Consider the following 24470-nt stretch of genomic DNA (forward strand, 5'->3'; position numbering starts at 1 on the left):
TCTGTTTTTATAATAACTGATCATCTTCAGAGGTATAATCTTTGCCATCTTAATTTGCAAATTGCGAAGTAATTATAATGATCCATCTTTAACTTTATCTTCCATCATTTTTCCTCCCGCGCGCCATTGTTCAAATGCTCTTATGGCTTCTCCGGGCATAATCCTTTCAAAGGCTATTGGTTGTTTATCTATCGGTTCCTGTAAGGCATCCAAAATAAATTGATCACCAAAGCCTGCCCATTCGGCATCAGTTCTGGTATTTCCATAGTATACCTGTTTGATATTTGACCAGTATATGGCACTTAAGCACATCGGACAAGGCTCGGCGCTGGTGTAGATTGTGCAACCAGACAGGTCGGCTTTTCCGATTTTTTTTGCTGCTTGCCTGATTGCATTTATTTCTGCATGGGCAGTTGGATCGCAGTCCTGCGTCACTGAATTGGCTTCAGCACTCAGGATTTTACCATCACGTACAATTAAAGCCCCAAACGGCCCTCCTTTTAACGACCGAAGATTTTGTTCGGATAATGCAATGGCTTTTGCCATAAACTTTTCATGTATTTCCATCCTTAAACAACACTCTTTTTTGCTATTGGTTTAGTAAAGCGCTAATCGCTATTAGCGATGATTGGCATATGATGCGTAACAATAGGAAAATAAAAAATCATAGTTTTGCAATATATGCCTGTTCCAGTTTAAGTTTGTATGTCGAAACATCAAATTTCATACCTTTCAAAGCGGCCTCCTGCAAGTTTAAACCATCTTATTGAAAGCATATGGATGCTGACAAATGCTGCGGAGGAAAGTATAGAGGGGATTATTCTTCCAGATGGGAAAATAGATCTGTTCCTTTTTTTAAATCAGCAAGATCATTTTGAAATTTTTATTAGTGGTATTTGTGATGAGCCAATCCGAAAACCTGCCTTTCCCAAATCACGGATGTTTGCTGTCAGTTTTTACCCTACAGCTGCAGAATACCTGTTTAAAGAGTCTTTCGCTGACCTCCATAATAAAAGACATGTATTTGAAGACCATTTTATAGGCTTTTGCAAAGCGGATATGGATGACTTTTCAGCTTTCTATGATAAAACCTGTACAACTGTTACTCACCTGATGAACAGAAACATCGACCAACGCCGGTTACGCCTATTTGAACTGATAAACCAATATAATGGCGAGATTAAGGTAGAGGCCCTGGCAAAGGCTATCGGATGGACGGCCAGATCAATTAATCGGTATTTTAGAAAATGGCTTGGGATAACGCTAAAAAACTATATTGATATTATAAAATTTTCAAATGCTCTCAAACAATTAAAATTAGGCAGTTTATACCCAGAATTAGACTATGCAGACCAATCTCATTTTATCAAAGCAGTAAAGAAATTTTCAGGATCAAAACCAACTGTATTGGCCTGGAATAAAAATGACCGATTTATACAATTGACCGTTATGGACTGTTGTTAATTTTGTTTTGTCAGTTAAAACGCAAAACAATATGGAATTAAATCACATTAACCTGGTTGTAAAAAATGTAAATCATGCTATTGAACTTTTTCAAAAATATTTAGACTTTGAATTGGTCACCAACCGCAACAGTAAAATGGCCGTGATGCAGAACAACGGAAATTTTGCGCTGGTTATCTGGGGGCAGGTGTTGAACAACGAGGATAAACTACCAGATTATCCCGCTAACTTTCATATCGGATTTTATAAGGAAGATGAGGCCGCGGTGCACCAGGTATTTAACAACATTAAAAATGAATCTTATGTTATGATGGATGGTGAACCCAGAAAGATCCGGAACACCTTTGGTTTTTATTTTTATTATGAAAATTTAATGATCGAGATCAGTGTAAATCCCTTTAGTACTAAGGCTAAAAAGCCTGTTGATTTTAATCAGCTGTTAACGTGACACGATGATCCGTCTCCAAAAGATGAAAAATGAACCACTACGATTATTTCATGTTTTTTTTAATTTCATACGCTTAAATGCTAAGCCTCTTTGATTAATGGTTGTTTAACATCCAATTTATTTGCTTCATCTGTTTCACTTGTTACTCCAGATATCATATTTGATTTTACCTGAACGATATTCGGCTGAATGTTAAATAATTTCTTTGAAAATAGCTGTTTGCTTTAAATAATCTGCTTTCAAATTTTTGCACACCAATTGAATTTGCAGCGAAATTGACAGATAATGATAATTGAATGAGGCTACTTTGCTAAGTTGAGACAAATCGACAAAATATTGAACAGATAATAAAATCAGTATTCCTTTACTTTGATTTCAATTAACCAAATAACAAACCTTACTGCAAGTTTTCAATAAGCAACACGATGCTTTTTGCAGTTTCAACATGTATTATGAGAAAACAAATATTCATTTCAGATGGCTGATCATCAACGCCTTAACTTAATATATTGATAACCAGGGAAACGAAAACTAAATTGATATGATGCTCAACAACTACCTATCTATTCTAAACACATTTATTGTCTAGTAAAATGCAGTCAACTGGCCTTTTACGATATTGCAGGGGCTAACCATCAACGATGCTGGTTTACGCACTAAACGAATCATGCTAAAAATTACTGCCTGGCGCAAATTAACGTTTAATCATTATCAAACGGCAATTCGTGGTTGGTAAACGCAAAGCGCCTGTTTTTGTAAAAACGTTTTAGTGCTTTTTTGATGTTTGCGGCTGCAGCAACGCAATTGTATTATGGCATGCAGCAATCATATTTAGGCCAGATCTGTTGGGGCTTTTAAACTTAATATCGACACTGTATTTAAAGTCGAAAGGGATTTCTATGCCTGCAATTTTAGGCACATATGTTTAACTGCTTCGTAAACGACTCCATTAATATCAAACAACATTTTCTTGAAATTCCCTGGTAAAGAATATATCATTAGCATACCTCGATGTAGGTAATCAACCTAACCACAAGTGGTTAACGATCTAAATTTATGCAAGCCGGTTTGAGCCGGAAAAGCGATAGGTGTATATGAAAACAAAAAAAAATGTTAAAACTATGCGCTGGCAGATCCAATGGATGTTGCTCGGGCTGATTGTACTTTCTTTAACGCAGTGTAAACAAGAAAAATTGCAGCAGGAGGATGCTTATGATCCATCTAAAGAAGTACTGATTACTGATTTTTATCCGAAACAAGGAGGAGTGGGGAATAACCTGGTTATTTATGGCAATAATTTCGGTAATGACATTTCGAAAATAAAAGTGACCATTGGTGGAAAAGTGGCTAAAGTGATTGGGGTAAAAAACAATAGTATTTATTGTGTCATCCCCGAAGAGGCCTATGATGGCGATATCAAAATAACCATACTTGATGGCAATAACCAGGCACTTGCCCAGGCAATATCTAAAGAGGTGTTTGCTTATGCCCGAAAATTGCTGGTCTCTACCTTTTTAGGTAAATACTACCAGGTGGCTTCTAATTTTGAAGAAAAAGAGGGACCATTTAATGATTGCGGTGCATTTAAAGGAATCACCTGGCTCACACTTGATCCTAAAAATCCAAACCGCTTATACTTTTCAGCAGATGTGAACAGTTGCCGCCTCATCGATTTTGAGAAGAGATATGTAAGTTACTTCAGGACAGATCTCGACAGGGTATCCATTATCAATTGGCGAATTGATGGGAACCAGGACATGATTGTTTCTCATAATCACTCCAGCGACACGAAAAATGGCAATTATATCTTTAGCCGCGAATCTAATTTTCTGCAAAAGAAAGCAATCGAAGTTTATGCACGCGGGGTAAACGGAACGATGGTACACCCTCAGAATGGTGAACTTTACTATTCAAGGTTTAGGGCTGGCGATATCCGCAGGTATGATTTTAATACTAAAGAGGATAAACTGGTATTCTCCAATCCTTACAGCGCCGTAGCCGTGTACATGGTGATGCACCCATCTGGAGATTACGCCTATCTGGTTGAATACGATAAACATTTCATCATGCGTACCGACTATGATCGGGTTACCAAGACTTTTAAAACCCCTTATACCATTTGTGGAGCTGCAGGTACCGCCGGTTATACCGATGGAATAGGCACAAATGCCCGGTTAAATAACCCGGTGCAAGGCGTATTTGTGAAAAACCCTGATTATGAAGCTGCCGGAGGGGATCAATACGATTTCTATTTTTGCGACAAAGCCAACCACGCCATCCGCACCTTAACTCCACAGGGAAGGGTAAGCACCTTTGCCGGGCGTGGCAATAACGGAACAAGTGGTTACGCCGACGGCGATTTACGCACGGAGGCCCGTTTCAATAATCCCCAGGCCATTACCTATGATGAAACCAGGAAATGCTTTTATATCGGCGATACCGGGAACTGGCTGATCCGCAAAATAGCTAAAGAAGAATAATTTTAAAACACACCACCTATAATGATGAGATTTATTTTATTAACCTGCCTTCTGTCGCTTGGGATTTCCCTAAACATACTGGCGCAGGAGGTAATTGTAAAGGGTACGGTAACCGACGAGAAAAAACTGCCCATTCCGGGAGTAAGTATCTCGGTAAGCAACTTGCCCGGACTGGGTGCCATTACCGATAGTGAGGGTAGATTCAGTATCAAAATGCCCGCCTATCAAACCCTTGTATTTTCTTACGTGGGATACGAAAAGAAAGAAGTACTGGTAAAAGAGCAACGTGTGGTAAACGTTACCTTGAAGGAATCGGATGCGAGTGTACTCAACGAAGTGGTGGTAACGGCTACCGGTGCCGAAAAAAAGATTGCCATTACCGGCGCCATTACCACGGTAAATGTAGATCAGTTAAAATCCAATCCTTCCACATCAATGGCCGATGCGCTTGCCGGCGTGGTACCAGGTATACAGGCCATGCAAACTTCAGGGCGGCCGGGCAGCATTTCCGAATTTTGGGTACGGAGCATATCTACCTTTGGTGCCAGTAATGCGGCTTTGGTATTGATTGATGGTTTTGAACGTGATATGAACGAAATCAATGTCGAAGATGTAGAATCTTTTTCGGTATTAAAAGATGCTTCAGCAACTGCGATGTATGGTAGCAGAGGAGCAAATGGAGTAATATTGATTAAAACCAAAAGGGGAAAAGAGGGTAAGGTGAATATCAATGCAAAAGTAGAAGGCTTTTATAACACACTTACTAAACTTCCGCAGTTTGTTGATGGTTATACATACGCCTCAATGGCCAATGAAGCCAAAATTGTACGTAATCAGGAACCACTTTTCTCGCGTTCGGAGCTTGAAATCCTGCGCCTGGGGCTCGATCCGGACCTCTTTCCTAATGTAAACTGGATGGATGTGGTGCTCCGGGACGCAGCCAAAAGCCAACGCAGTATGCTTAACCTGAGCGGAGGCGGAAAAACGGCCCGCTATTACTTGTCGGGAAGTTATCAAAACCAACAAGGGATGTATAAGGTTGATGATGCCCTGAAAGATTACAATACCAATGCCAGTTTCAATAAATATACTTACCGTTTAAGCGTAGATATGGACATTACCAAATCTACCCTGCTAACTGTAGGCGTATCGGGCTCGTTACGTAAACAAAATGATCCTGGTGTGGGCAGTGATGCCATCTGGACAGCGCTTATGGGCTATAATGCCATCACCTCACCACTCAGGTACTCGGATGGGAAAATCCCCGCCAGTGATGATGGCGACACCAATCCGGATAACGATATGGATCGTTTTAATCCCTGGGTGCAGGGTACCATGACCGGTTATAACGAAAGCTGGAGCAATAACATTCAAACCACGCTAAACCTCAATCAGGGCCTCGATTTTATTACCAGGGGACTTCGTTTTGTAGGCCGTTTCGGCTATGATACCTACAACAACAATTACATCAAACGTTATAAATTTCCTGAGTTATGGAGCGCTAACCGTTACCGCAATACTGCTGGCGAACTGGTATTCAAGCGCATTAAAGAAGAACAGAAAATGACACAAACGGCTGGTTCAGACGGTAACAAAAATGAATTTTTTGAATGGGAAACCCATTATAACCGGAGCATTGCCTCCCATAATTTTGGCGCTGTAATCAAATATAGCCAGGCCTCCAGGGTATTTACCCAAAATATTGGTACCGATCTCAAAAATGGAATTGCCCGACGCAACCAGGGCCTTGCAGGGCGGGTGAACTATAACTGGAATTCACGCTACTATGTAGACTTCAATTTCGGCTACACCGGTTCCGAAAATTTTCATAAAGATTACCGGTTCGGATTTTTTCCGGCAATTTCCGGTGCATGGAATGTGGGCGAGGAGCCACTGGTAAAAAAAATGGGCTGGGTAGATATGTTTAAAATCCGCTATTCATACGGAAAAACAGGGAATGATAATTTAGGTAATATCCGCTTTCCTTATCTCTATAGCCTGGAACAGATGGCGGCAGGTGGTTATAATTTTGGAGATTTCGATTCTTCAAATCCCTGGACAGGCATCCGTTACTCATCAGTTGCCTCCCCAAATGTGACCTGGGAAGTGGCAACAAAACAGGATCTCGGAATTGATTATGCTTTATTTCACGATAAAGTTAGCGGAACGGTAGATTATTTCAGGGAAAGGCGCGACGGTATTTACATGAGCAGGAATTTTCTGCCGGGATTTGTCGGTCTGGAAAATAATCCATCAGCCAATGTAGGTAAGGTAAAAGCCCATGGATTTGACGGGAGTTTTACCTTTAAACAAAAGCTCAATAACGTTGATTTTACGCTTCGCGGCAACGCCACTTATAGTAAAAACGAAATCATTGAAAGGGATGAAGAAAACACCATTTACAGTTACAAACTTCAGGAAGGGCACCGGGTAGACCAGGCAAGGGGACTGATCGATTTAGGCCTGTTCACCGATTATAATGATATCCGCAATAGTCCGCGGCAAAGCTTTGGCGAAGTAATGCCAGGCGATATCAAATATAAGGATATTAACGGGGATGGTATGATTGACGATAATGATATTGTGGCCATTGGTGCAACAACCCGTCCTAATTTTACTTATGGCTTCGGGATGTCTGCCAGCTGGAAAGGCTTGGATATCAATGTGCATTTTCAGGGCGTAGGCAAGTCGACCTATTTTATCAATGGCTCCTCAGTTTATATGTTCAGCTTAGGCCAGAACTGGGGAAATATATTGAGCGATATTGCCGATAGTAACCGTTGGACCTTAGGCGATAATGAAGATCCCAATGCTGATTATCCGCGTTTAACGTATGGCCCAAATGCCAATAATTACAGGGCATCAACATTCTGGCTCAGAGATGGTTCCTACCTGCGTTTAAAAACATTAGATATCGGTTATTCATTGCCCAAAACCCTGGTTAACAGGGCGCATTTAAACAATGTCCGTTTCTTTTTGATCGGTACCAACCTGCTTACTTTCAGCAAGTTTAAACTTTGGGATCCGGAGTTAGGGAGCTCAACCGGAAAAGTTTATCCCTTGAGCAAAACATTATCATTAGGCGTATCAGTTAATTTATAAGCAATGAAGAATTTGAAAAAAACAATCGTGTTATCGAGCCTGTTGATCGCTGTTGTCACTATGAACGGTTGTAAGAAATTTCTCGACTCCGATTATCTTTTTGATGAAAGGTTAACCACGGAAGAGGTTTTTACCAACCCCGACTATGCAAACAGATGGCTTGCACAGGCATACTCTTTTTTAGGCAGTAATTACATGCAGGATGTGAGCAGCAAGAAAACCGTACCCTTTAATTTTGCTGATGACATGTATTATGGCGACGAAAATGATGGCTATAAAAGATGGAAAAACGGGCAGTATACTGAGAACGGGCTGAACGGTGAAAGTAAAGAAATATGGAATACAGCGTATAAAGGAATTAGGCAAGCTTCTATTTTCATTAATAACATTGATATCAATACCAAATTTTCAGCAAAAGAAATTGCTGATTTAAAAGGGCAGGCCCGCTTTTTAAGGGCTTACTTTTATTGGGTATTGCTGCGTACCTATGGTCCTGTACCCATTATAGCCAGCGAAGGTATCGACTACACTAAAGAATATGATGATATTGCCCAACCGCGAAATTCTTACGAAGAATGTGCGGTTTACCTCGCTAACGAGCTGGCAGAAGCTGCCAAAGGGCTATCAACCCAGCAAGGTATACAACAGGTGGCCAGGCCAACGCGGGGGGCGGCGCTGGCACTCCGGGCCAGGATATTGTTATATGCTGCAAGTCCGCTGGCGAATGGAAAAGCACCTGCAGAAGTAGCGGCGGCCATGGTAACCAAAGATGGCAAGCCTTTACTTTCCCGCACTTACGATGAATCGAAATGGGCGAGAGCCGCCGCTGCTGCAAAGGATGTAATGGATTTAGGGCAGTACCGCCTGTATGTGGCCTATAAAAGGGCAACAGGCGATGCTGCCTACCCGGCAACGGTAACACCTCCTTTTGATAGTAATTTTTCTAACAGTGCCTGGCCATCTGGCTGGAGCGATATCGACCCTTTCGAATCTTATCGCTCTTTGTTTAATGGAACGGTTCCAGCTTACCAAAATCCCGAACTAATTTTTACCCATGGTCAAAATCAGGGTGGTGAAGGCATTAATGTATTGGTATTGCACCAGCTGCCGCGCCTGGAAGGAAAAGGCTACAACTCGCATGGCATGACGCAGAAGCAAGTGGATGCGTATTACATGAACAATGGTAGCGATATACCCGGTATGAACAGCATGTATGCCGGTAGGCCAGGTTACGAAGGGCGTTACAATTCGGCACCTCGTGCAACAGGTTATGTTAAACAAGAAGAGTTGGCCAGTTATCCCGAATTGGGCCCGCTGGGTGTAGGTGTAAACAAACAGTTCGCCAAGCGCGAGCCCCGGTTTTATGCGTCGGTTTCGTATAACGGCTCAACCTGGAATTTATTGAATGCCGAAACCGTAAAAGATGAAAAGAATAACATGCAGATATTTTATTACAGGGGTGATCCTAATGGCTACAAAAATACTTCTTACTGGCCCCGTACAGGCGTAGGAATTAAAAAATACATCCATCCCGACGATATTAGTAATGTAGCAGTAACAGCTTACGATCAAAGCAGGATGAAGCAAAAAGTTGACCCTGCCATTCGTTATGCAGAAGTATTGCTAATCTATGCAGAAGCCTTAAATGAGCTAAATGGTTCTTATAATATCGCTTCGTGGGATGGTAGCCATACACATGTATTATCACGGAATGTTTCAGAAATGAAAAGAGGAATCCAGCCTATCCGTATCCGTGCAGGATTGTCGGATTATACGAACCAGGTATATACTGATCCGAACCAGTTCCGTATGAAGTTAAAAAGAGAACGGCAGATCGAATTTTTTGCAGAAGGGCAACGTTATTTTGATCTCCGCCGTTGGACGGACGCCCCCTCAGAAGAATCTGCGCCGGTTTATGGATACAATGCCTACGCCACCAAAGCACAGGCAGACCTTTTTCATACGGTGGTAGAAACACCTTCATTACCTTCCATCTTTACCCTGAAAATGTGGTTCTGGCCAATTCACTATGATGAATTAAAACGTAATAAATACCTGACCCAAAACCCGGGCTGGACAAATCCTGAATAAACGATTAGCATTTACAATAATGAAACATATATATCAATTAATTTTCATGGTAGCAACAGTGATATGCTGCGCATCATGCCGTGATGAGTGGAAAGAAGAGCAATTCGTCCAGATGGCATCATTTAAATCCAATCCAACTGCCCAGGGTGTAACCTGGTGTTACATCCGTTATAATGCCCAGGGGAAATTAAGGTTTAATTTACCGGTTATTATCAGCGGTTCTACCCCAAATGTTAAAGACCGTACAATCCATATCGGTTTAGATCCTGATACCCTGGTAAAACTGAACCAGGAACAATATGGCCACCGGCAGGAACTGTATTTCAGGCAACTGGATAAAAATTATTATAGCATGCCAACAAGTATAGCGGTACCTGCAGGTGCAAGTACGGTAACCATACCGGTTGATTTTACCCTGGGCAACCTTGATCAGGCCGATAAATGGGTGTTGCCCCTACAGATTTTAAGCGATCCTTCATATGATTACCAGGCAAATCCAAACAAATATTACCGCAGAACCATGCTTCGCATTACGCCTTTTAACGATTACTCCGGCGAATACGGCGGAACCTTATATAAAATATTCCTGGAAGGGGATACAGAACCGCTAACCTTAAACACCCATAGAACTTTTGTGGTAGATGATAAGACCATTTTTCTATATGCAGGGATCAGGGATATTGATTACCTCGACCGCAAGAATTATAAGGTGTTTATCAAATTTACCGATGAGAAAATAGATGTGCAGAAGAAAAAGCTGGAAATCTGGAGCGACAATACGAGTAATAACAAATTTAAGATAGGTACAACACCATCTTACTATACCAGGGATGAGGCAATGGATCCGAAACTTCCTTACTTAAAACATATTTACACCACCCTTTACCTGTCTTACGAGTTTGAAGATTATACCACTGTACCCGGTCAAAGGCTGAAATATAAAGTAGAGGGAACTTTATCGATGCAGCGCGACCTGAATACGCTGATACCGGATGAAGATCAGCAAATTCAGTGGTAACAGTTTAATCAGGTACATTATTGGTCGGTGTATCACCGACCATCTTAGAATGATAGGATAGCCATGGAATTATAGTTAATTGGTCGGTGAGACACCGACCAATAGAGCAATAGAAATGATGATGGCCATCATAGGATGATAGGCTTAATTATTGATCAGCTTGAAACTGCTAAAAGCCCCTGTTTGAGAAGACGCTCCCTTTACCACAATGCCTGCCCGATAGCCCATTCCCCAGGGTACATATTTGTCGGCTAAAAAATCCGTACGATAAAAGCTAAGCCATTCTGCTCCTTGTTTTTTATAGAAAAACTCGATCTGTTTGCCATTATTACTGATTTGCATTTTTAACTGCACAGGTTTATTTAAATTTTCAGACGATGATTTAAGAATGGTGTAATTGCCTTCAAAATTATCAAAAACAACAAATCCATCTTTTGAAGCCGTAATGCCTATGCCGCCAAGCTCACCAGGCCACTTGCTTTTAAATATGGCTCCTCCAAGGCAAATGCCGGTTTTTGCATCCCCCGGCTGTATTTCTGCGGTGATGTTAAAATGGATGGTTTTAATGTACTGGCCTAAAAAAGTGCCAAGCGAATGATTTTCATCAGATGCAGCTAATTTTAAACCATTGTTAAAATGCATTAAGGGCCTTTGCGATTTGGAAGGCCATTGCCAGGCGAGATCGAGTTTTTGATCCTTTTCAAAATTGTCAATAAAATCAAGATCAGCTTTTGGACGGTTAGGTAGGGTAGCATTGTGCAGTACAGGCCAGCCATCTGCCCCAACTATCAGCTCTTCTATAATACCTTCGCGACCTACAAAAACATCATAATTTTTATTAAAAGCATGGTAAAGCATAAATAGCCTGTTATCTGCAGTTTTTACCACTGTACCATGACCAGGGCAATTCCACTTATCATTGCTCATCATAATCGGGTTATTGCTATATTTCTCCCATATGCCACTGTTCAGGTCTTTTGTCCTGGCAATTCCCGTTTTGTAATTGCATTTTGCATCGCAGCAGCCACCAACCGAATACAGGCTGTACACATATTCCCCCAAAGTAAAAAAACAGGCCCCTTCCACCAATCCCGTTTCCCATGGCTGGCTATTGGTAAATACCTTACTTTTCTGCCCTAGCAGTTTGGTGCGGCTATCATTAATTTCCTGTTTCCAGATCCAGCTTTCCTTTCCACAACCATTGCCATCATTTTTCCAGAAAGCATAAATTTTGCCGTTTTGCTGTAATTCAAAGGCATCTATCGCACCACATTCATCTTCAATAATCACAGGACCGTTGTCAGTAAATTTACCCGTTTCAATTTTTTCTGCATCTATCCATGCCGTTCCACATTGTAAACCCGGGTTGCCTTTTGTTTCGCGGTTATGTGCCGTGTAATAGGCATAAATCCGGTTCTGTTTTTGATCATACACTAACTCTGAAGCCCAAAAATTATTTTCGCCCCACTGGTTTTTCATATCCTTAAATCCATCGGGGAAAACGTGATTGATCAGTTTCCAGTTTTTAAGATCGGTTGATTTATAAATGGTAAAATAAGGCGCCCATTCATTGGTGGTTGAAGTGGCATAATATACTTTTCCGACCCTGATGATAGAAGGGTCCGGATTATCGCCAGGTAAAGCAGGATTTAACAATAAAGAGGCGGTATGCTCCGTATTGAAGTGACCAGATTGCGTTTTTTTTAATCCGCAGGAAAAGAGGCAAAAGCTGATCAGCAAAACAATCAAACAAGTGACAAAAGGTCGAACCCTAAAATTATAAGGCTCTTTTGAGACCGAATTTTCTTGATTTGATATGCTTTTAATACCATTTAAAGATGGGTTAAAGAATGTAGATAACCGAAAATTGAGCATGTATATAAGGGGATAAATTGTCTTTTTGTTATTGCTTATTGGTCCGAAAATAAACAATTATATGGAGGGAGAAAGGCAGCTTTAATGGAGCGAGTATGCTTAAATGCATCATTTATCACTAGTAAAAGCCACATCATTTGTTCTTTTTTAGTATCTTTTTTGCTGTCTTTTTATTGCCTTAAATTATTGATTTTTAGGTTATTGATTTTATTTTTCTGCATGTTGGATTTACTTAGAGCAAACCGTTTTTAAACTGGATATTTTTGTACGTCTTTGTTTTTTAATCAGGTAAAATGAGACAAATCAACAATAAATTGAACATATTTTGCGAAGCCCATTGGCTTACTTTGGCAGAAGAACCAATTATAAATCCGTTAAGCATATTCATGCAAATATGATGGCCATTATCTTAATAGTTATAGAACGCACTGGTCTGTCTGGTTTTATTCAGGAGAGGCATCTGATCCGCCATCAAGACCAAAACTTAAAACACCTCAATAATTTATAATAATAAAATTCAATGAAAAACTACAGGCCAATTTACAAGCTGTTGCTAGGCATTTTTACCTTAAACGTAACGTATGCTCAAAATACATTGAGCAAAAGCGAAAAAAAAGAAGGCTTTAAACTGTTGTGGAATGGTAAGGATGCAACAGGATGGCGTGCCATATTCAAAGCGCAATTTCCAGCCAAAGGCTGGGAGATGAAAAACGGGATTTTAACCGTACTGGCATCAAACGGACAAGAGCAGGGTTCGGGAGGCGATATTGTTAGCCGTGATGAATTTTCAGCCTTTATCTTAAAGTTCGATTTCAAACTTAGCCCAGGTGCAAATAGTGGAATTAAATATTTTGTAACCGAAGAGGAAAAAACCAATCTATCAGGTATTGGCCTCGAATTTCAGGTATTGGATGATGAAAAACATCCGGATGCAAAACTCGGCAAAAACGGTAACCGTAAACTTGCTTCTCTGTACGATCTGATCCCGTCAAACAAAGCTGCTTCGGTAATTAAACCAATTGGCGAGTGGAACAGTGGCGAAGTGCGGGTTTATCCGAACAACCATGTAGAGCATTGGTTAAACGGCTTAAAAGTGGTGGAGTATGAGCGTGGTTCAGAAGATTTTAAAAAACTGGTAGCCGGAAGTAAATACAAAACATGGAAAAACTTTGGTGAGGCAAAAAAAGGCCATATCCTGATACAGGATCATGGCAACACGGTTTCTTACCGGAACATCAAAATTAAAACACTTTAACGACCAGAAATGATGGAAGAGTCGAGAAGAGACTTTATAAAAAAGGCCACAATTGCTGCGGCCGGTACCTATGTAGGTACCATCGGAATGTCTGCAAAGAGTTATGCGAATATTATCGGTGCCAACGATCGGGTTAGGGTTGGCGTAGTGGGGTTTTCTGACCGTTTCAAGGATACACTCTTTCCCTGCTTTTTAAACCACCATAAAGAACTGAACTTTGATATTGTTGCGCTTTCCGATCTTTGGAATTACCGTCGTACTTTAGGTGCTGAACATATCAAAAACAAAATCGGCCATGGCATCACCACCTGTAGAAACAATGATGAACTTTATGCCCTAAAAGATCTTGATGCAGTAATTATCAGTACGCCCGATTTTGCACATGCATTGCATGCCATTGAGGCGGTTAAAAATAAAAAGGATGTGTATTGCGAAAAACCTTTTGCCGAAACCATGGAAGATGCCCGTGCTGCTTTAAAAGCAGTAAGGTCTTCTAAACAGATTTTGCAGATCGGCTCACAGCGTCGTAGCGGACAAAATTACAAAGCAGCTGCCGATTTTATTAATGCTGGTAAGTTTGGTGATATTACCATGGTGGAACTCAGCTGGAATGTGAACCAGCCGGGCCGGTGGCGCCGTCCTGATCTGGTGGCGAAATTAAAAGAGGAAGATACGGATTGGAAACGCTTTTTATTGAACCGCCCATATGAGGCCTTTGATCCGAGGATTTACCTGGAGTATCGTCTTTTCTGGCCTTATTCATCTGGTATGCCAGGCCAATGGATGAGCCATCAGATTGATACCGTACATTGGTTTACGGGTTTGTCACATCCACGCAGCGTAACCGCCAATGGAGGCATCTATCAATGGAAAGACGGCCGACGCAATTGGGACACCACCACAGCCGTTTTCGATTACGGGCCATTTGATGACCTAACAAAAGGTTTCCAGGTGGTATTTAGTTCCAGGATGCACAATGGGGAGGAAAAACCTGCAGAGATTTATTATTCGAATGGAGGGGAACTTAACTTGATTACCAATACCATCTCACCGCGTGGTGGTTTAACTGAAAGGGCGGCAGCGGCCATGAAAATGAAAGCTAACCTGCTGCCTGAAATTAAACTTGCCGCCCCATCTGCTGCTGCTGCGTCGGCCAACACAGGTGCCGATATATTAAGCTCCAATCACATGCGCAACTGGCTGGAATGTATCCGCGACAGGAAAGAACCTAACGCCCCGGTAGAAGCAGGTTATCAGCATTCTATTGCAAATATCATGACAAATGCCGCGGTACGTACCGGCGGAAAGGCCACTTTTGATGCCACCCGCCAGGAAGTAATGGTAGAAGGAAAAGTTTTTAAATATTAACAGCCTCAAACAACAAAGTTCCAAGGTCTGTGTCTTCACAGACCTTATTAAACCATTTGTCTTTGGTTTTACCATGCCAGACATTTAAGGGACACATCAGCTTGTATATTTTTATATTTATTACCTGGTGCAATTGCATACAGAGATCTTTCCTCAACGCTATTGTTAAAAAGGCTTTTTATGTTATCACCACCTTTAGCACCTATGCTCACTAAGCAGCCAGGGTCTGTGTCCTCAGACCTTTCATACAAAGCTTTGTATTTTTAAGCTACTCATTTACGGTATTTTGTTGGTTTGTATCTTTACTCAGCGAATTCATATAGTCTTGTGGGGTTACTTTGAAATACTTCAGGAAATTTTTGTTAAATAAACTTTGAGAACTGTAACCGACCATTTTTGCAATTTCAAAAAAAGTAAATTCATTTTGGGCAATCAGTTTAGTTGCTTTTTTAAGACGGCTCACATCAATAAGCTCCTTTGGCGATAGGGACGAAATGGCTTTTATTTTGCGATAAAGGGTTGGTCGGCTCATGTGCATGTGTTCGGCTAACTGGTCGATATCCAGATAAGGATCCTGAATGTTCTTGCGCACATATTCATCCAGCCTTTTTAAAAAGGCCTCTTCAATTTTAGAGTTTGCTATCACACGTACATCCTCGAAAGGTGAACTGGCAAAATGGGCCTTTATTTTTAAACGGTTTTGAAGCAGGTTAGCTACCTGTACCCTTAATAGCTGTGGCGAAAATGGCTTTTTAATGTACAGGTCTGCACCCACTTCCAGTCCTTCAATATGAGCTTTATACGTATTTTTGGAGGTTAACAGGATAATGGGGATATGGCAATATGCTACATTGGATTTGATGAGCCTGCAAAGTTCGAATCCGTCAATACCGGGCATCATAATATCCGAAATAATCAGGTCAACGATTTCATTATCCAGAATTTTCTGTGCAAGCTCTCCGTTAAGGGCCAAATGCAGTTTATAACTGTTGCCAAATACCTGTGTTAAAAACTCAAGGATCTCTTCGTTGTCGTCAATAATTAAAATACTTTCCGTCATATCTATTTTATCTTTTTCCAACTACTCAATTTAAATTCAAATTTTTGGTGTATAGGTAAAATTAATTCAAAAACCACTTTATCCATATCACTTTCCAAAAGCCGTAGGGAACCGTTGTGCAGTTCTGCCAACGACTTTGCCAATGAGAGCCCGATACCTGTACCCGGTTTATCTTTACCGTATAACCTGAAAAACGGTTCGAAAATTTGCGAACGGTATTGCAGGGGAATTCCCTTGCCATCATTGGCGAAGGTAATGCTAAAGTGCTCATCGGTTTCGCCAGATATGCCCAGGCGCACCATGACCTGGCTTGTTCCATATTTGATGGCATTGGAGATTAAATTGTTGCAGATTTTGATCAGTGCTTCACGATCGGCAAATGCAATAATATGGGTTTTGGGCAGTTCGAGATCAAGTGAAATATTACTTTTCAGGGCTTCCTGTTGAAAAGCATTCACCTGTTCTTTTAAGAGGTGGTTAATATCGGTATTTACAAAGTTTAAGCCGAACTGGTGCATCTCGGTTTTGCGGAAATCCAGCAGTTGGTTGGTTAGTTTGGCCAGGCGGTTCGCATTTTTTTCAACCATCAGCAAACTGCTTTTCAAAGGCTGTTCCTGTGCATCTTCCAGCATCATTTCCACCGGACCTAAAATCAGTGTAAGCGGCGTTTGTATTTCATGGGCAATATTGGTGAAAAATTCGATCTTGGCCTGATAAATCTCTTTTTCCTTTTCGTGTTCGAACAGCTGTAATTTATTGAAGTTTTTCCGTTCAATATAGCGATGATAATAGCGGATGGCCAGAAAAAGGCCTGTGGCAATCATCAGCAGATAACAAATATAAGCCGTAGTGCTTTTCCAAAATGGCGGAAGGATTTGAATAAAAAGGCGACGCTCTTTGCCCGTCCAGCTGTCTACATTGCTTTTTGCCCTGACCAAAAAAGTATAATTACCAGGAGATAAATCTGTGAAATAAGCTTTTCGATTATTGTTGAGGTAAGTGGTAGCCTGATCTATACCTTTCATCATATATTCGTACCTGGTTACTTCAGGTGAAGAATAATTGAGCGCAGCAAATTCGATGCTAAAATTATTTTGATTATGGGCCAATACAATGGTATCGGTATAAGAAATGGATTTGCTCAGCGGACTATTTTCAACATTAGGGAGAACTTCCTTATTGTTAAGCTGAAAACCGGTTATAAAAGTAGGAGGGGCAGTGTCTTTGTGTTCAAAATCTTTAGGGTCAAAAGAAATCATTCCCCTTACCGATCCGAAATACATTCTGCCATTTGGTGCCTTATAGGCTGAACTGAAGTTAAACTGATTGGTAATCAGTCCATTTGATTTGGTGTAGATTTTGAATTTTTCGGTCCGCAGGTCGAAACAGATCAACCCTTTAACCGAGCTGATCCATAAATGTTTTGAGTCATCTTCTAAAGCCCGGAACAAGATGTTGGTAGGCAGTCCGTTTTCGGTTGTAAATTTTTTCAGTACTTTCCGGTCTGCACTCAACCTGATCAGGCCACCGCCTTCGGTTGTAAACCACATGGCATTATTGCTGTCTTCCATAATGCCACATACCGGAAAATTATGGATAACCTTATTATTCACCTCTTCGCCAAAAGAAATGTTGCCATGTTTACCCGTTTTTGGGTTAAAATAAAATGCCCCACGCGATACGCTGCCAGTCCAGATATAGCCAAACCGATCCTCCCAGATATCGTAGACATATGAATTTACGGGGATTTCTTTAACCCGTTTAAATGTTCTTTTCTTTTGATTAAAGATAAATAGCCCCGAACCCATATTATAGCCTGTACCCACATAAATAGTGTTATCTTTTGTGCGGCGGATCGAAAGTACAAAATCGCTCGTTTCCTCGTTTTCTTCACCGATGGTCTTAAAACGTTCAATTACTTTTCCCTTGTCCATATCCATAATTTCCAGGCCGTGTAAAAAAGGCCCCACCAGCAACTGATTTCCCAAAGCGAGCAGGCCGTGGATATTGGGGTACGATAAATTGCCTGCTTTGCCATTGGCTCTGTAATTGGTAAAAAGGCCGGTTTTTGGGTCGAATTTGTTAACACCCGTATCCTCAGTGCCGATCCACAAATTGCCTTTATCGTCAGGACAGATTTCCCTTACTGCATTGCCGGAAATAGAATTGGTACCCAACAGCGGATAATATTTTTCGAACCGTGCATTGTTTCTGGAGAAATAACCCAATCCCCCGAAATAAGTACCGGCCCACATGCCACCTTCATTGTCCTTACAAACCGTGTATACCGCATTGTCGGGTAAGGAATACGGATCTCCGGGCTGTTTACGCAGGTTAATATTCGTATTCGTGGCCAGGTTATAAAGGTAAATACCGGATTCTGTGGCAATCCAATATTCGTTTTTTTCACCGGGGGTGATATCGCGTACGTAAAGATCCGTATTGTCGCTGTTTTTGAGGATTAGCGATCTGATCAAGCCGGTTTTGGTATTGTAACTTTTCAGTCCCTGTTTAAAACATCCTACCAGGATATTATGGTTGTCTGTTGGATATATTTTGCTGATCGACCGGAGGTTTGCAGGTATGTATTCACTTATAATTCTTACCTTTTTTTTTGATCCATCCTTTGGGTTGTAAGTAACCAGTTCGCCATTATCATTGCCAACCAAAATGTTCCGATGTTCATCAATGGCAAGGCAGGCTGCACTTAGTTTTAAGTCTATGATCTTGTGATCTTGCTGTACATATTTAAAAAGTACCCTGTTCGCTAAAAAATAAAGGTTGTTTTCATGATCCACCAGAATAGTGTTGATGTACTTTTTAAAGTCGGTTTTTAGTGGTGTAAAAAGTTCTTTTACAGGGTCGTATTTAAAAATGCCACGGCCTGTGCCTATCCATAATATGCCGTTTTTATCTTCAGCAAGACTTACAATAATGTTGTTGCCAATATTTCCGAAGCGGCTTTTGTCATTTTTAAAGGTCTTGAAAGTATAGCCATCAAAGCGGTTTAAACCACCTCGGGTGCCTACCCAAATCATGCCCTTTTTATCCTGTATAACCGTATTAACCGAATTATGTGCCAAACCATCGTCGGCCTGGTATTGCCTGAAATAATGGGATTGCCCCTCGCAGGTAGCAACTGCAAAAAACAAATTCAATAACGAGAAAAATAATACAAAACGCATATTCAAGTTAATCTCAAATATATATAAATCCGATTGTGGTGTAATCTATGTTTAGGTGCCTTTTTAAAGGTTTTTGAATAAGCTGTTTATTAGTTATTGATTATCAGTTATTTGTGTGTTTTAGTGAATATGATTTGAGACATTTCGACAAAAAGATGAACAAATTTTAAAGCCATCATTTCTTTACTTTGAACTGCTTTAACCAAATTAATCACCTTACTGCAAATCATTCTGCCTGCTAACCAATCCTTTGCAGTTTTAACATTTATCTTATGAGAAATAACTTATTCATTCATCTGGCAACCGCCCTTGTTGTTTTAATAGCTTCCTGCCAGAAAGGTCCAGCAACCGAAGGTGCTGATGGAAGCAAAATCGGAAAACTATCTGCCTTAAATGTAATCGCCGCTGCGCCACCATTGGGTACTTTGATTGATGGGGCAATATACCGCATCCGTGGAAATTCGTCATTACCTGATGGCCCGGTGGTAGAAGTTACCGGTAATTCAACGGCAGAAAATGCTGCTATACAGCAATGGTCGTGGTTTCCGAACAATGGCCAAAAATGGAAGCTGGTGAAAACGGATGCCACTTATTACAAACTGGTTAATATGACCAGCAATAAATGCCTCAAATCGCCATCGGCTACATCAGGCGATATTTTGCAACAAGGTACCGATGATGGCAGCGATGCACAACAATGGGCTATTAATTATACCGGCAGTAATAATATATATACCCTTACCAATAAGGCTACCGGTATGAAAATGGCCGTTGACCCCGAAGGTAGTACGCCAGGTGCTAAAATCAGGCAGAAAACGACCTTAACCGGTACACAGGGAATGTTTAATTTTCATGATACTAATTTCCAGAATCCACTGATTAATGCAAGCCGGGCCGATCCATATGTTGCTCAAAAGGATGGTTATTATTACTTTATGTACACCCGTGGGAGTAATATCGGCTTGAGGAAAACAAAAACAATGTCTTTACTTTCTACGGCAGCTGAAACAGTGGTGTGGACTCCTCCTGCAGGTGCAGCTTATTCTTCCAATATCTGGGCGCCAGAATTGCATTTCCTTTCCGGTAAATGGTACCTCTACTTTGCCGCGAATGATGAAGGCGACGTTACCCACCGGATGTATGTGCTCGAAAATTCCAATACCGATCCTACTACAGGTACCTGGACATTTAAAGGTAAAATCAGTGATCCCAGCGATCAATGGGCGATTGACGGATCGGTTTTAACCGTTGGATCTGCAAACTATTTCATTTGGTCGGGATGGGAGAATGTAGCCACCAAATACAAACAATACATTTATATTGCTCAGATGTCTAACCCATGGACAATAAGTAGCGACAGGGTAAAAATATCCTCGCCCACCAATAACTGGGAAAAATATGAACCCAGCGGCTCTTTAGGGGCGGGTGTTAACGAAGGCCCTATTATGCTCAGAAAAGATGCCAGCAGTCCGGTATTTATTATATATTCTGCCAGCCGCTACAGCAGCGATAATTATTGTTTGGCGCAGATTCAGCTGAAAGATGGGGGCGACCCGATGGTAGCAGCCGATTGGATCAATAAAAAACAGGTATTTGTTAAAAGCGATGCAAATGGGGTTTATGGTCCTGGCCACAATGGTTTTTTTACCAGTAGTTATACCGATCCGAATGGCGTGTTGCATAGCGAAAACTGGTTTATTTACCATGCCCGTAGCATAGCCAATACCAGCAATGGATCAAGAACACCAAGGATGCAAAAACTGACCTGGAATGCAGATGGCTCACCAAATTTCGGAACGGCTACGGCCACTGGCGTGAATATTCCTGTACCAGTGGGCGAATAATGCGATCCCGGCTATTTACAGGTGTTTAATGTGCTCAACCATTCATACCATTTTGAGATAAAACGACAAAGGAATGAACATTTTTTGTAAACAGCATTTTTTTACTTTGATACCTGAAAACCAGATATAACAACCTGCATCACCGCTTTGTTCAATCCGCTAAGCCAGTAATGCCCATTTACCTGGTTTAGCGTATTCAATCATTTAACCAAATATGAAGTATAGCATTCTACCAAAAAGAATTATAGCCACAACTTTTTTGCTGCTCGCGATGTTGGCCATTTCCACAACACTAAGCGCCAGCAATAATGTAAAGGCAGGGATGGTGCCGGATAAAAAAGCTGCAATTGCCACTCTCGGGCAAGCCGATATCAGCATCACCGGTAAGGTGACAGACGAAAAAACAAAATCACCGATTCCAGGGGTTTCAGTTAAGGTAAAAAATGGCACCGCTACTGCTGTTACAGATGAGAACGGGATATATAAAATCAGTGTACCCGATGCCCAAACGGTGCTTTTATTTTCTTATATCGGTTACGATGTACAGGAAATAACAGTAGGTAACCTGAAGAACATCAATGTAGTGCTAAAATCTTCACAGGCCAATCTGGATGAAGTGGTGGTAGTAGGTTATGGCACACAGAAAAAAGCAGATGTGACCGGATCGGTGGTGAGGGCAAATCTCGATGATTTTAGGAATTCACCTACCACTAACGTGGCAAATCTTTTGCAGGGAACGGTGCCGGGGTTAAATGTGGGGCAGGTAAACCGTGCGGGTGCCACACCAGGCATCAGCATTAGGGGGCAAAATACATTGGGAGGTAACCAGAATGTATTGATTATCTTAGATGGAGTACAATATAATGGTTCATTAACTTCTATTAATCCGGATGATATTGCTTCGATTGATATTTTAAAAGATGCAAGTGCTACGGCGGTTTATGGTGCACAGGCCGCAAATGGGGTAATCCTCATCACCAGTAGAAAAGGTGCCATCGGCCGGACCAGAATTTCTTTTTCTTCCCAGTACGCAACCCAAAAGCCGAATATAAACCTCAGATCAATGGCAAGGGATGAATATTTAGACCATATTAAATATCTGTACTATGATGAGGCTTTTCTTGCACCCGATTTTACCAAACCTAATCCTGCATTTAATCTGGTAAGTAAGGTAGATGCTTCCATGAAGGATGCGCAGGGCAATCTGTTACCAAATGATTTCAGCTGGTATGACGAAGCGACTAAAACGGGTTCAATAGTGGATAATCAACTGAGTGTATCAGGCGGAACAGATAAAATTAACTACCTGTTATCAGGAAGTTTAACCCGGAATTCAGGTTTTATCAAAAACGATGTTTTCAAAAGGAAAACCATCAGGGCAAATATCGAAACTAAAGCAACAGACTGGCTTACCATTGGCCTGCAATCGTTTGGTACTTTTGTAAATGAAGACGGGGTAGAGCCAAATTTTGTCGATATTAATTTGATGTCTCCCCTAATTCTGCCCTGGGATAATAATGGTAACCTGAAAATCAATCCCTTCAATACCAACGTAACTAATCCCTTGCTTAACTATCAGGCTAAAGATTACGATCGCCACAATTATTTCTTTGCCAATGTTTATGGTAATGTGCAGCTGCCCGTTAGAGGTCTTAGTTATAAAATTAGCTTTGGAAACAATTACCGTCTCGATTTTAAAAACATATCGAACATGTACGATGCCAACCTTACCGGGCAGGCCTCGAAAGAGAATACCACCTATTATGATTATACCTTTGATAATCTTTTAACGTATAATAAAGCAATTGGTAAACACAGTTTTACAGGGACGTTGCTTTACGGTGCAATCGCGCGCGATAACAGCTATACCAGGGCTTATTCAACAGGTTTTTCAAGGTTAACCCTGGGTTATGATAACCTGCAGCAGGGCACCAATCGTTTTGCTATATCCAATGCATGGAAGGAAACCCTGAACTACCAGATGTTCCGCCTTAATTATAATTACGATAGCAAATACCTGTTTACGGGTACCATTAGGAGAGATGGATTTTCAGGTTTTGCAGAAAACAACAAATACGGTATTTTTCCGTCAGTATCTGCTGGTTGGTATATTTCGAAAGAACCATTTTTTAAAGTTAACTGGGTAGATAACCTGAAACTAAGGGTAGGATATGGCGTTGCAGGAAATCAAACTACAAGATATTCATCGCTCGCCAATGTAGGCGTAAGTGCTTCATATGTTTTTGGTGATGGCGGTTCCACACAATTTGGCCAGCAGGTTAATTCTTTATCTAATCCAGATTTAAAGTGGGAGCGCACCACAGGTGCCAACTTAGGACTGGAGTTTACCTTGCTTAAAAGTAGGTTGTCAGGTGTAATCGAATATTATGATACCAAAACAACTGATCTCCTTTATTCTGTAAATATTCCTGTCGTTACCGGTTTCGGAAACATCCTCACCAATATCGGGCAATTGAATAATAAAGGTATTGAGCTTTCCCTGAACTCCAAAAACATCAATAGTGGTGAATTTAAATGGACATCTTCGTTAAATTTTGCCAGGAATGTAAATAAAGTGGTTAAGCTATTGGGTGATCTTAATGGCGACGGGGTTGAAGATGACCTTCCACAGAGTGGCCTTTTTATCGGCCAGCCTACCGCTGTAATTTACGATTATCAGGTGAACGGAATCTGGCAAATAGGCGAAAAAATTCCAACAGGTTATTCACCAGGTACCTATCGGATAGTAGATCAAAACGGTGACGGCGTAATTAATGCGAGCGATAGGGCGATACTCGGATCATCAGCGCCAGCCTACAGAATCAGTTTGCTGAACAATTTTCAGTACAAGAACTTTACCTTGAGCATATTCTTAAATTCAGTTCAGGGCGGAGATAAATCATACCTTTCCGGCAATACCGCGCGGCTGATCAGAGATGACAATTCCATCAGGAACAATTACCTCAGTGGTATCGATTTCTGGTCACCAGATAACCCCGATGGCAAGTATCCCCGTTCTATTGTTTCTGCAACCTTAAACCCGCCACTTTTTCAGAACCGCAGTTTTGTAAGGCTACAGGATGTTTCTCTTTCTTATAAATTCAGCGGTAAACTGATTGAACGCATGAAACTGCAGAACCTGAATGTATTTATAAGTGGAAGAAACCTGGCTACCTGGACCAAGTGGGACGGTTGGGATCCGGAAACCAACCAGGGATTGACCAATGACGGGAGGCCTGTATTTAAAGGCTATTCTTTAGGTCTCAATGTTACATTTTAA

The 24470-nt window shown here is 41.1% G+C and carries 14 protein-coding genes; 10 read left to right on the forward strand and 4 right to left on the reverse strand.

Annotated elements, in window-relative coordinates; genetic code table 11:
- Positions 1-72 precede the first annotated feature (72 nt).
- Positions 73-567 carry a nucleoside deaminase gene (locus PGN18_RS02740; RefSeq protein WP_335317829.1) on the reverse strand — a complete coding sequence of 165 codons (495 nt, stop codon included), beginning with the start codon at positions 565-567 and terminating at the stop codon, positions 73-75.
- Between the two features lie 138 nt (positions 568-705).
- Here PGN18_RS02740 and PGN18_RS02745 point away from each other — a divergent pair, with 138 nt between their 5' ends.
- The 6 genes from PGN18_RS02745 to PGN18_RS02770 all read left to right on the forward strand — a co-directional run bounded on the left by PGN18_RS02745 (position 706) and on the right by PGN18_RS02770 (position 10603).
- Positions 706-1464: a DUF6597 domain-containing transcriptional factor gene (locus tag PGN18_RS02745; RefSeq protein ID WP_335317830.1), complete on the forward strand. Its 759-nt coding sequence runs from the start codon at positions 706-708 to the stop codon at positions 1462-1464.
- A 31-nt stretch (positions 1465-1495) separates the two neighbouring features.
- Positions 1496-1912, forward strand: coding sequence for a VOC family protein (locus PGN18_RS02750; protein ID WP_335317831.1), 417 nt, complete (start codon positions 1496-1498; stop codon positions 1910-1912).
- Between the two features lie 1094 nt (positions 1913-3006).
- A complete protein-coding gene (locus PGN18_RS02755) occupies positions 3007-4392 on the forward strand; it encodes an IPT/TIG domain-containing protein (RefSeq protein ID WP_335317832.1) in 1386 nt (461 codons plus the stop codon).
- Between the two features lie 21 nt (positions 4393-4413).
- Entirely contained in the window at positions 4414-7494 is a 3081-nt protein-coding gene (locus tag PGN18_RS02760; RefSeq protein WP_335317833.1) for a SusC/RagA family TonB-linked outer membrane protein, read from the forward strand.
- Between the two features lie 3 nt (positions 7495-7497).
- Positions 7498-9585 (forward strand): RagB/SusD family nutrient uptake outer membrane protein, encoded by a 2088-nt coding sequence (locus tag PGN18_RS02765; protein ID WP_335317834.1) that lies wholly within the window; start codon positions 7498-7500, stop codon positions 9583-9585.
- Positions 9586-9604: 19 nt separating this feature from the next.
- Positions 9605-10603: a DUF4973 domain-containing protein gene (locus PGN18_RS02770; RefSeq protein WP_335317835.1), complete on the forward strand. Its 999-nt coding sequence runs from the start codon at positions 9605-9607 to the stop codon at positions 10601-10603.
- A gap of 144 nt (positions 10604-10747) precedes the next feature.
- On the opposite strand, the gene PGN18_RS02775 is transcribed toward PGN18_RS02770, so the two are convergent.
- Positions 10748-12343, reverse strand: coding sequence for a family 43 glycosylhydrolase (locus tag PGN18_RS02775; RefSeq protein WP_335317836.1), 1596 nt, complete (start codon positions 12341-12343; stop codon positions 10748-10750).
- Positions 12344-12998: 655 nt separating this feature from the next.
- On the opposite strand from PGN18_RS02775, the gene PGN18_RS02780 reads away from it, so the two are divergent.
- Positions 12999-13733, forward strand: coding sequence for a 3-keto-disaccharide hydrolase (locus PGN18_RS02780; RefSeq protein ID WP_335317837.1), 735 nt, complete (start codon positions 12999-13001; stop codon positions 13731-13733).
- A 12-nt stretch (positions 13734-13745) separates the two neighbouring features.
- Positions 13746-15101 (forward strand): Gfo/Idh/MocA family protein, encoded by a 1356-nt coding sequence (locus PGN18_RS02785; protein WP_335318277.1) that lies wholly within the window; start codon positions 13746-13748, stop codon positions 15099-15101.
- Positions 15102-15369: 268 nt separating this feature from the next.
- On the opposite strand, the gene PGN18_RS02790 is transcribed toward PGN18_RS02785, so the two are convergent.
- Together PGN18_RS02790 and PGN18_RS02795 are read right to left on the reverse strand one after the other, a co-directional pair.
- On the reverse strand, positions 15370-16161 hold the full coding sequence (locus PGN18_RS02790; protein ID WP_335317838.1) for a response regulator transcription factor: 792 nt from the start codon (positions 16159-16161) through the stop codon (positions 15370-15372).
- Positions 16162-16163: 2 nt separating this feature from the next.
- Positions 16164-19346 carry a ligand-binding sensor domain-containing protein gene (locus PGN18_RS02795; RefSeq protein WP_335317839.1) on the reverse strand — a complete coding sequence of 1061 codons (3183 nt, stop codon included), beginning with the start codon at positions 19344-19346 and terminating at the stop codon, positions 16164-16166.
- 272 nt (positions 19347-19618) lie between these two features.
- Between PGN18_RS02795 and PGN18_RS02800 the strand changes: the two genes are divergently transcribed.
- Both PGN18_RS02800 and PGN18_RS02805 read left to right on the forward strand, forming a co-directional pair.
- Entirely contained in the window at positions 19619-21190 is a 1572-nt protein-coding gene (locus PGN18_RS02800; protein ID WP_335317840.1) for a family 43 glycosylhydrolase, read from the forward strand.
- Between the two features lie 214 nt (positions 21191-21404).
- The gene (locus tag PGN18_RS02805) at positions 21405-24470 is read left to right on the forward strand and encodes a SusC/RagA family TonB-linked outer membrane protein (RefSeq protein ID WP_335317841.1); all 3066 of its coding nucleotides are present in this window, start codon (positions 21405-21407) and stop codon (positions 24468-24470) included.

Source organism: Pedobacter terrae, assembly GCF_036946585.1.
Taxonomy (GTDB): domain Bacteria; phylum Bacteroidota; class Bacteroidia; order Sphingobacteriales; family Sphingobacteriaceae; genus Pedobacter; species Pedobacter terrae_C.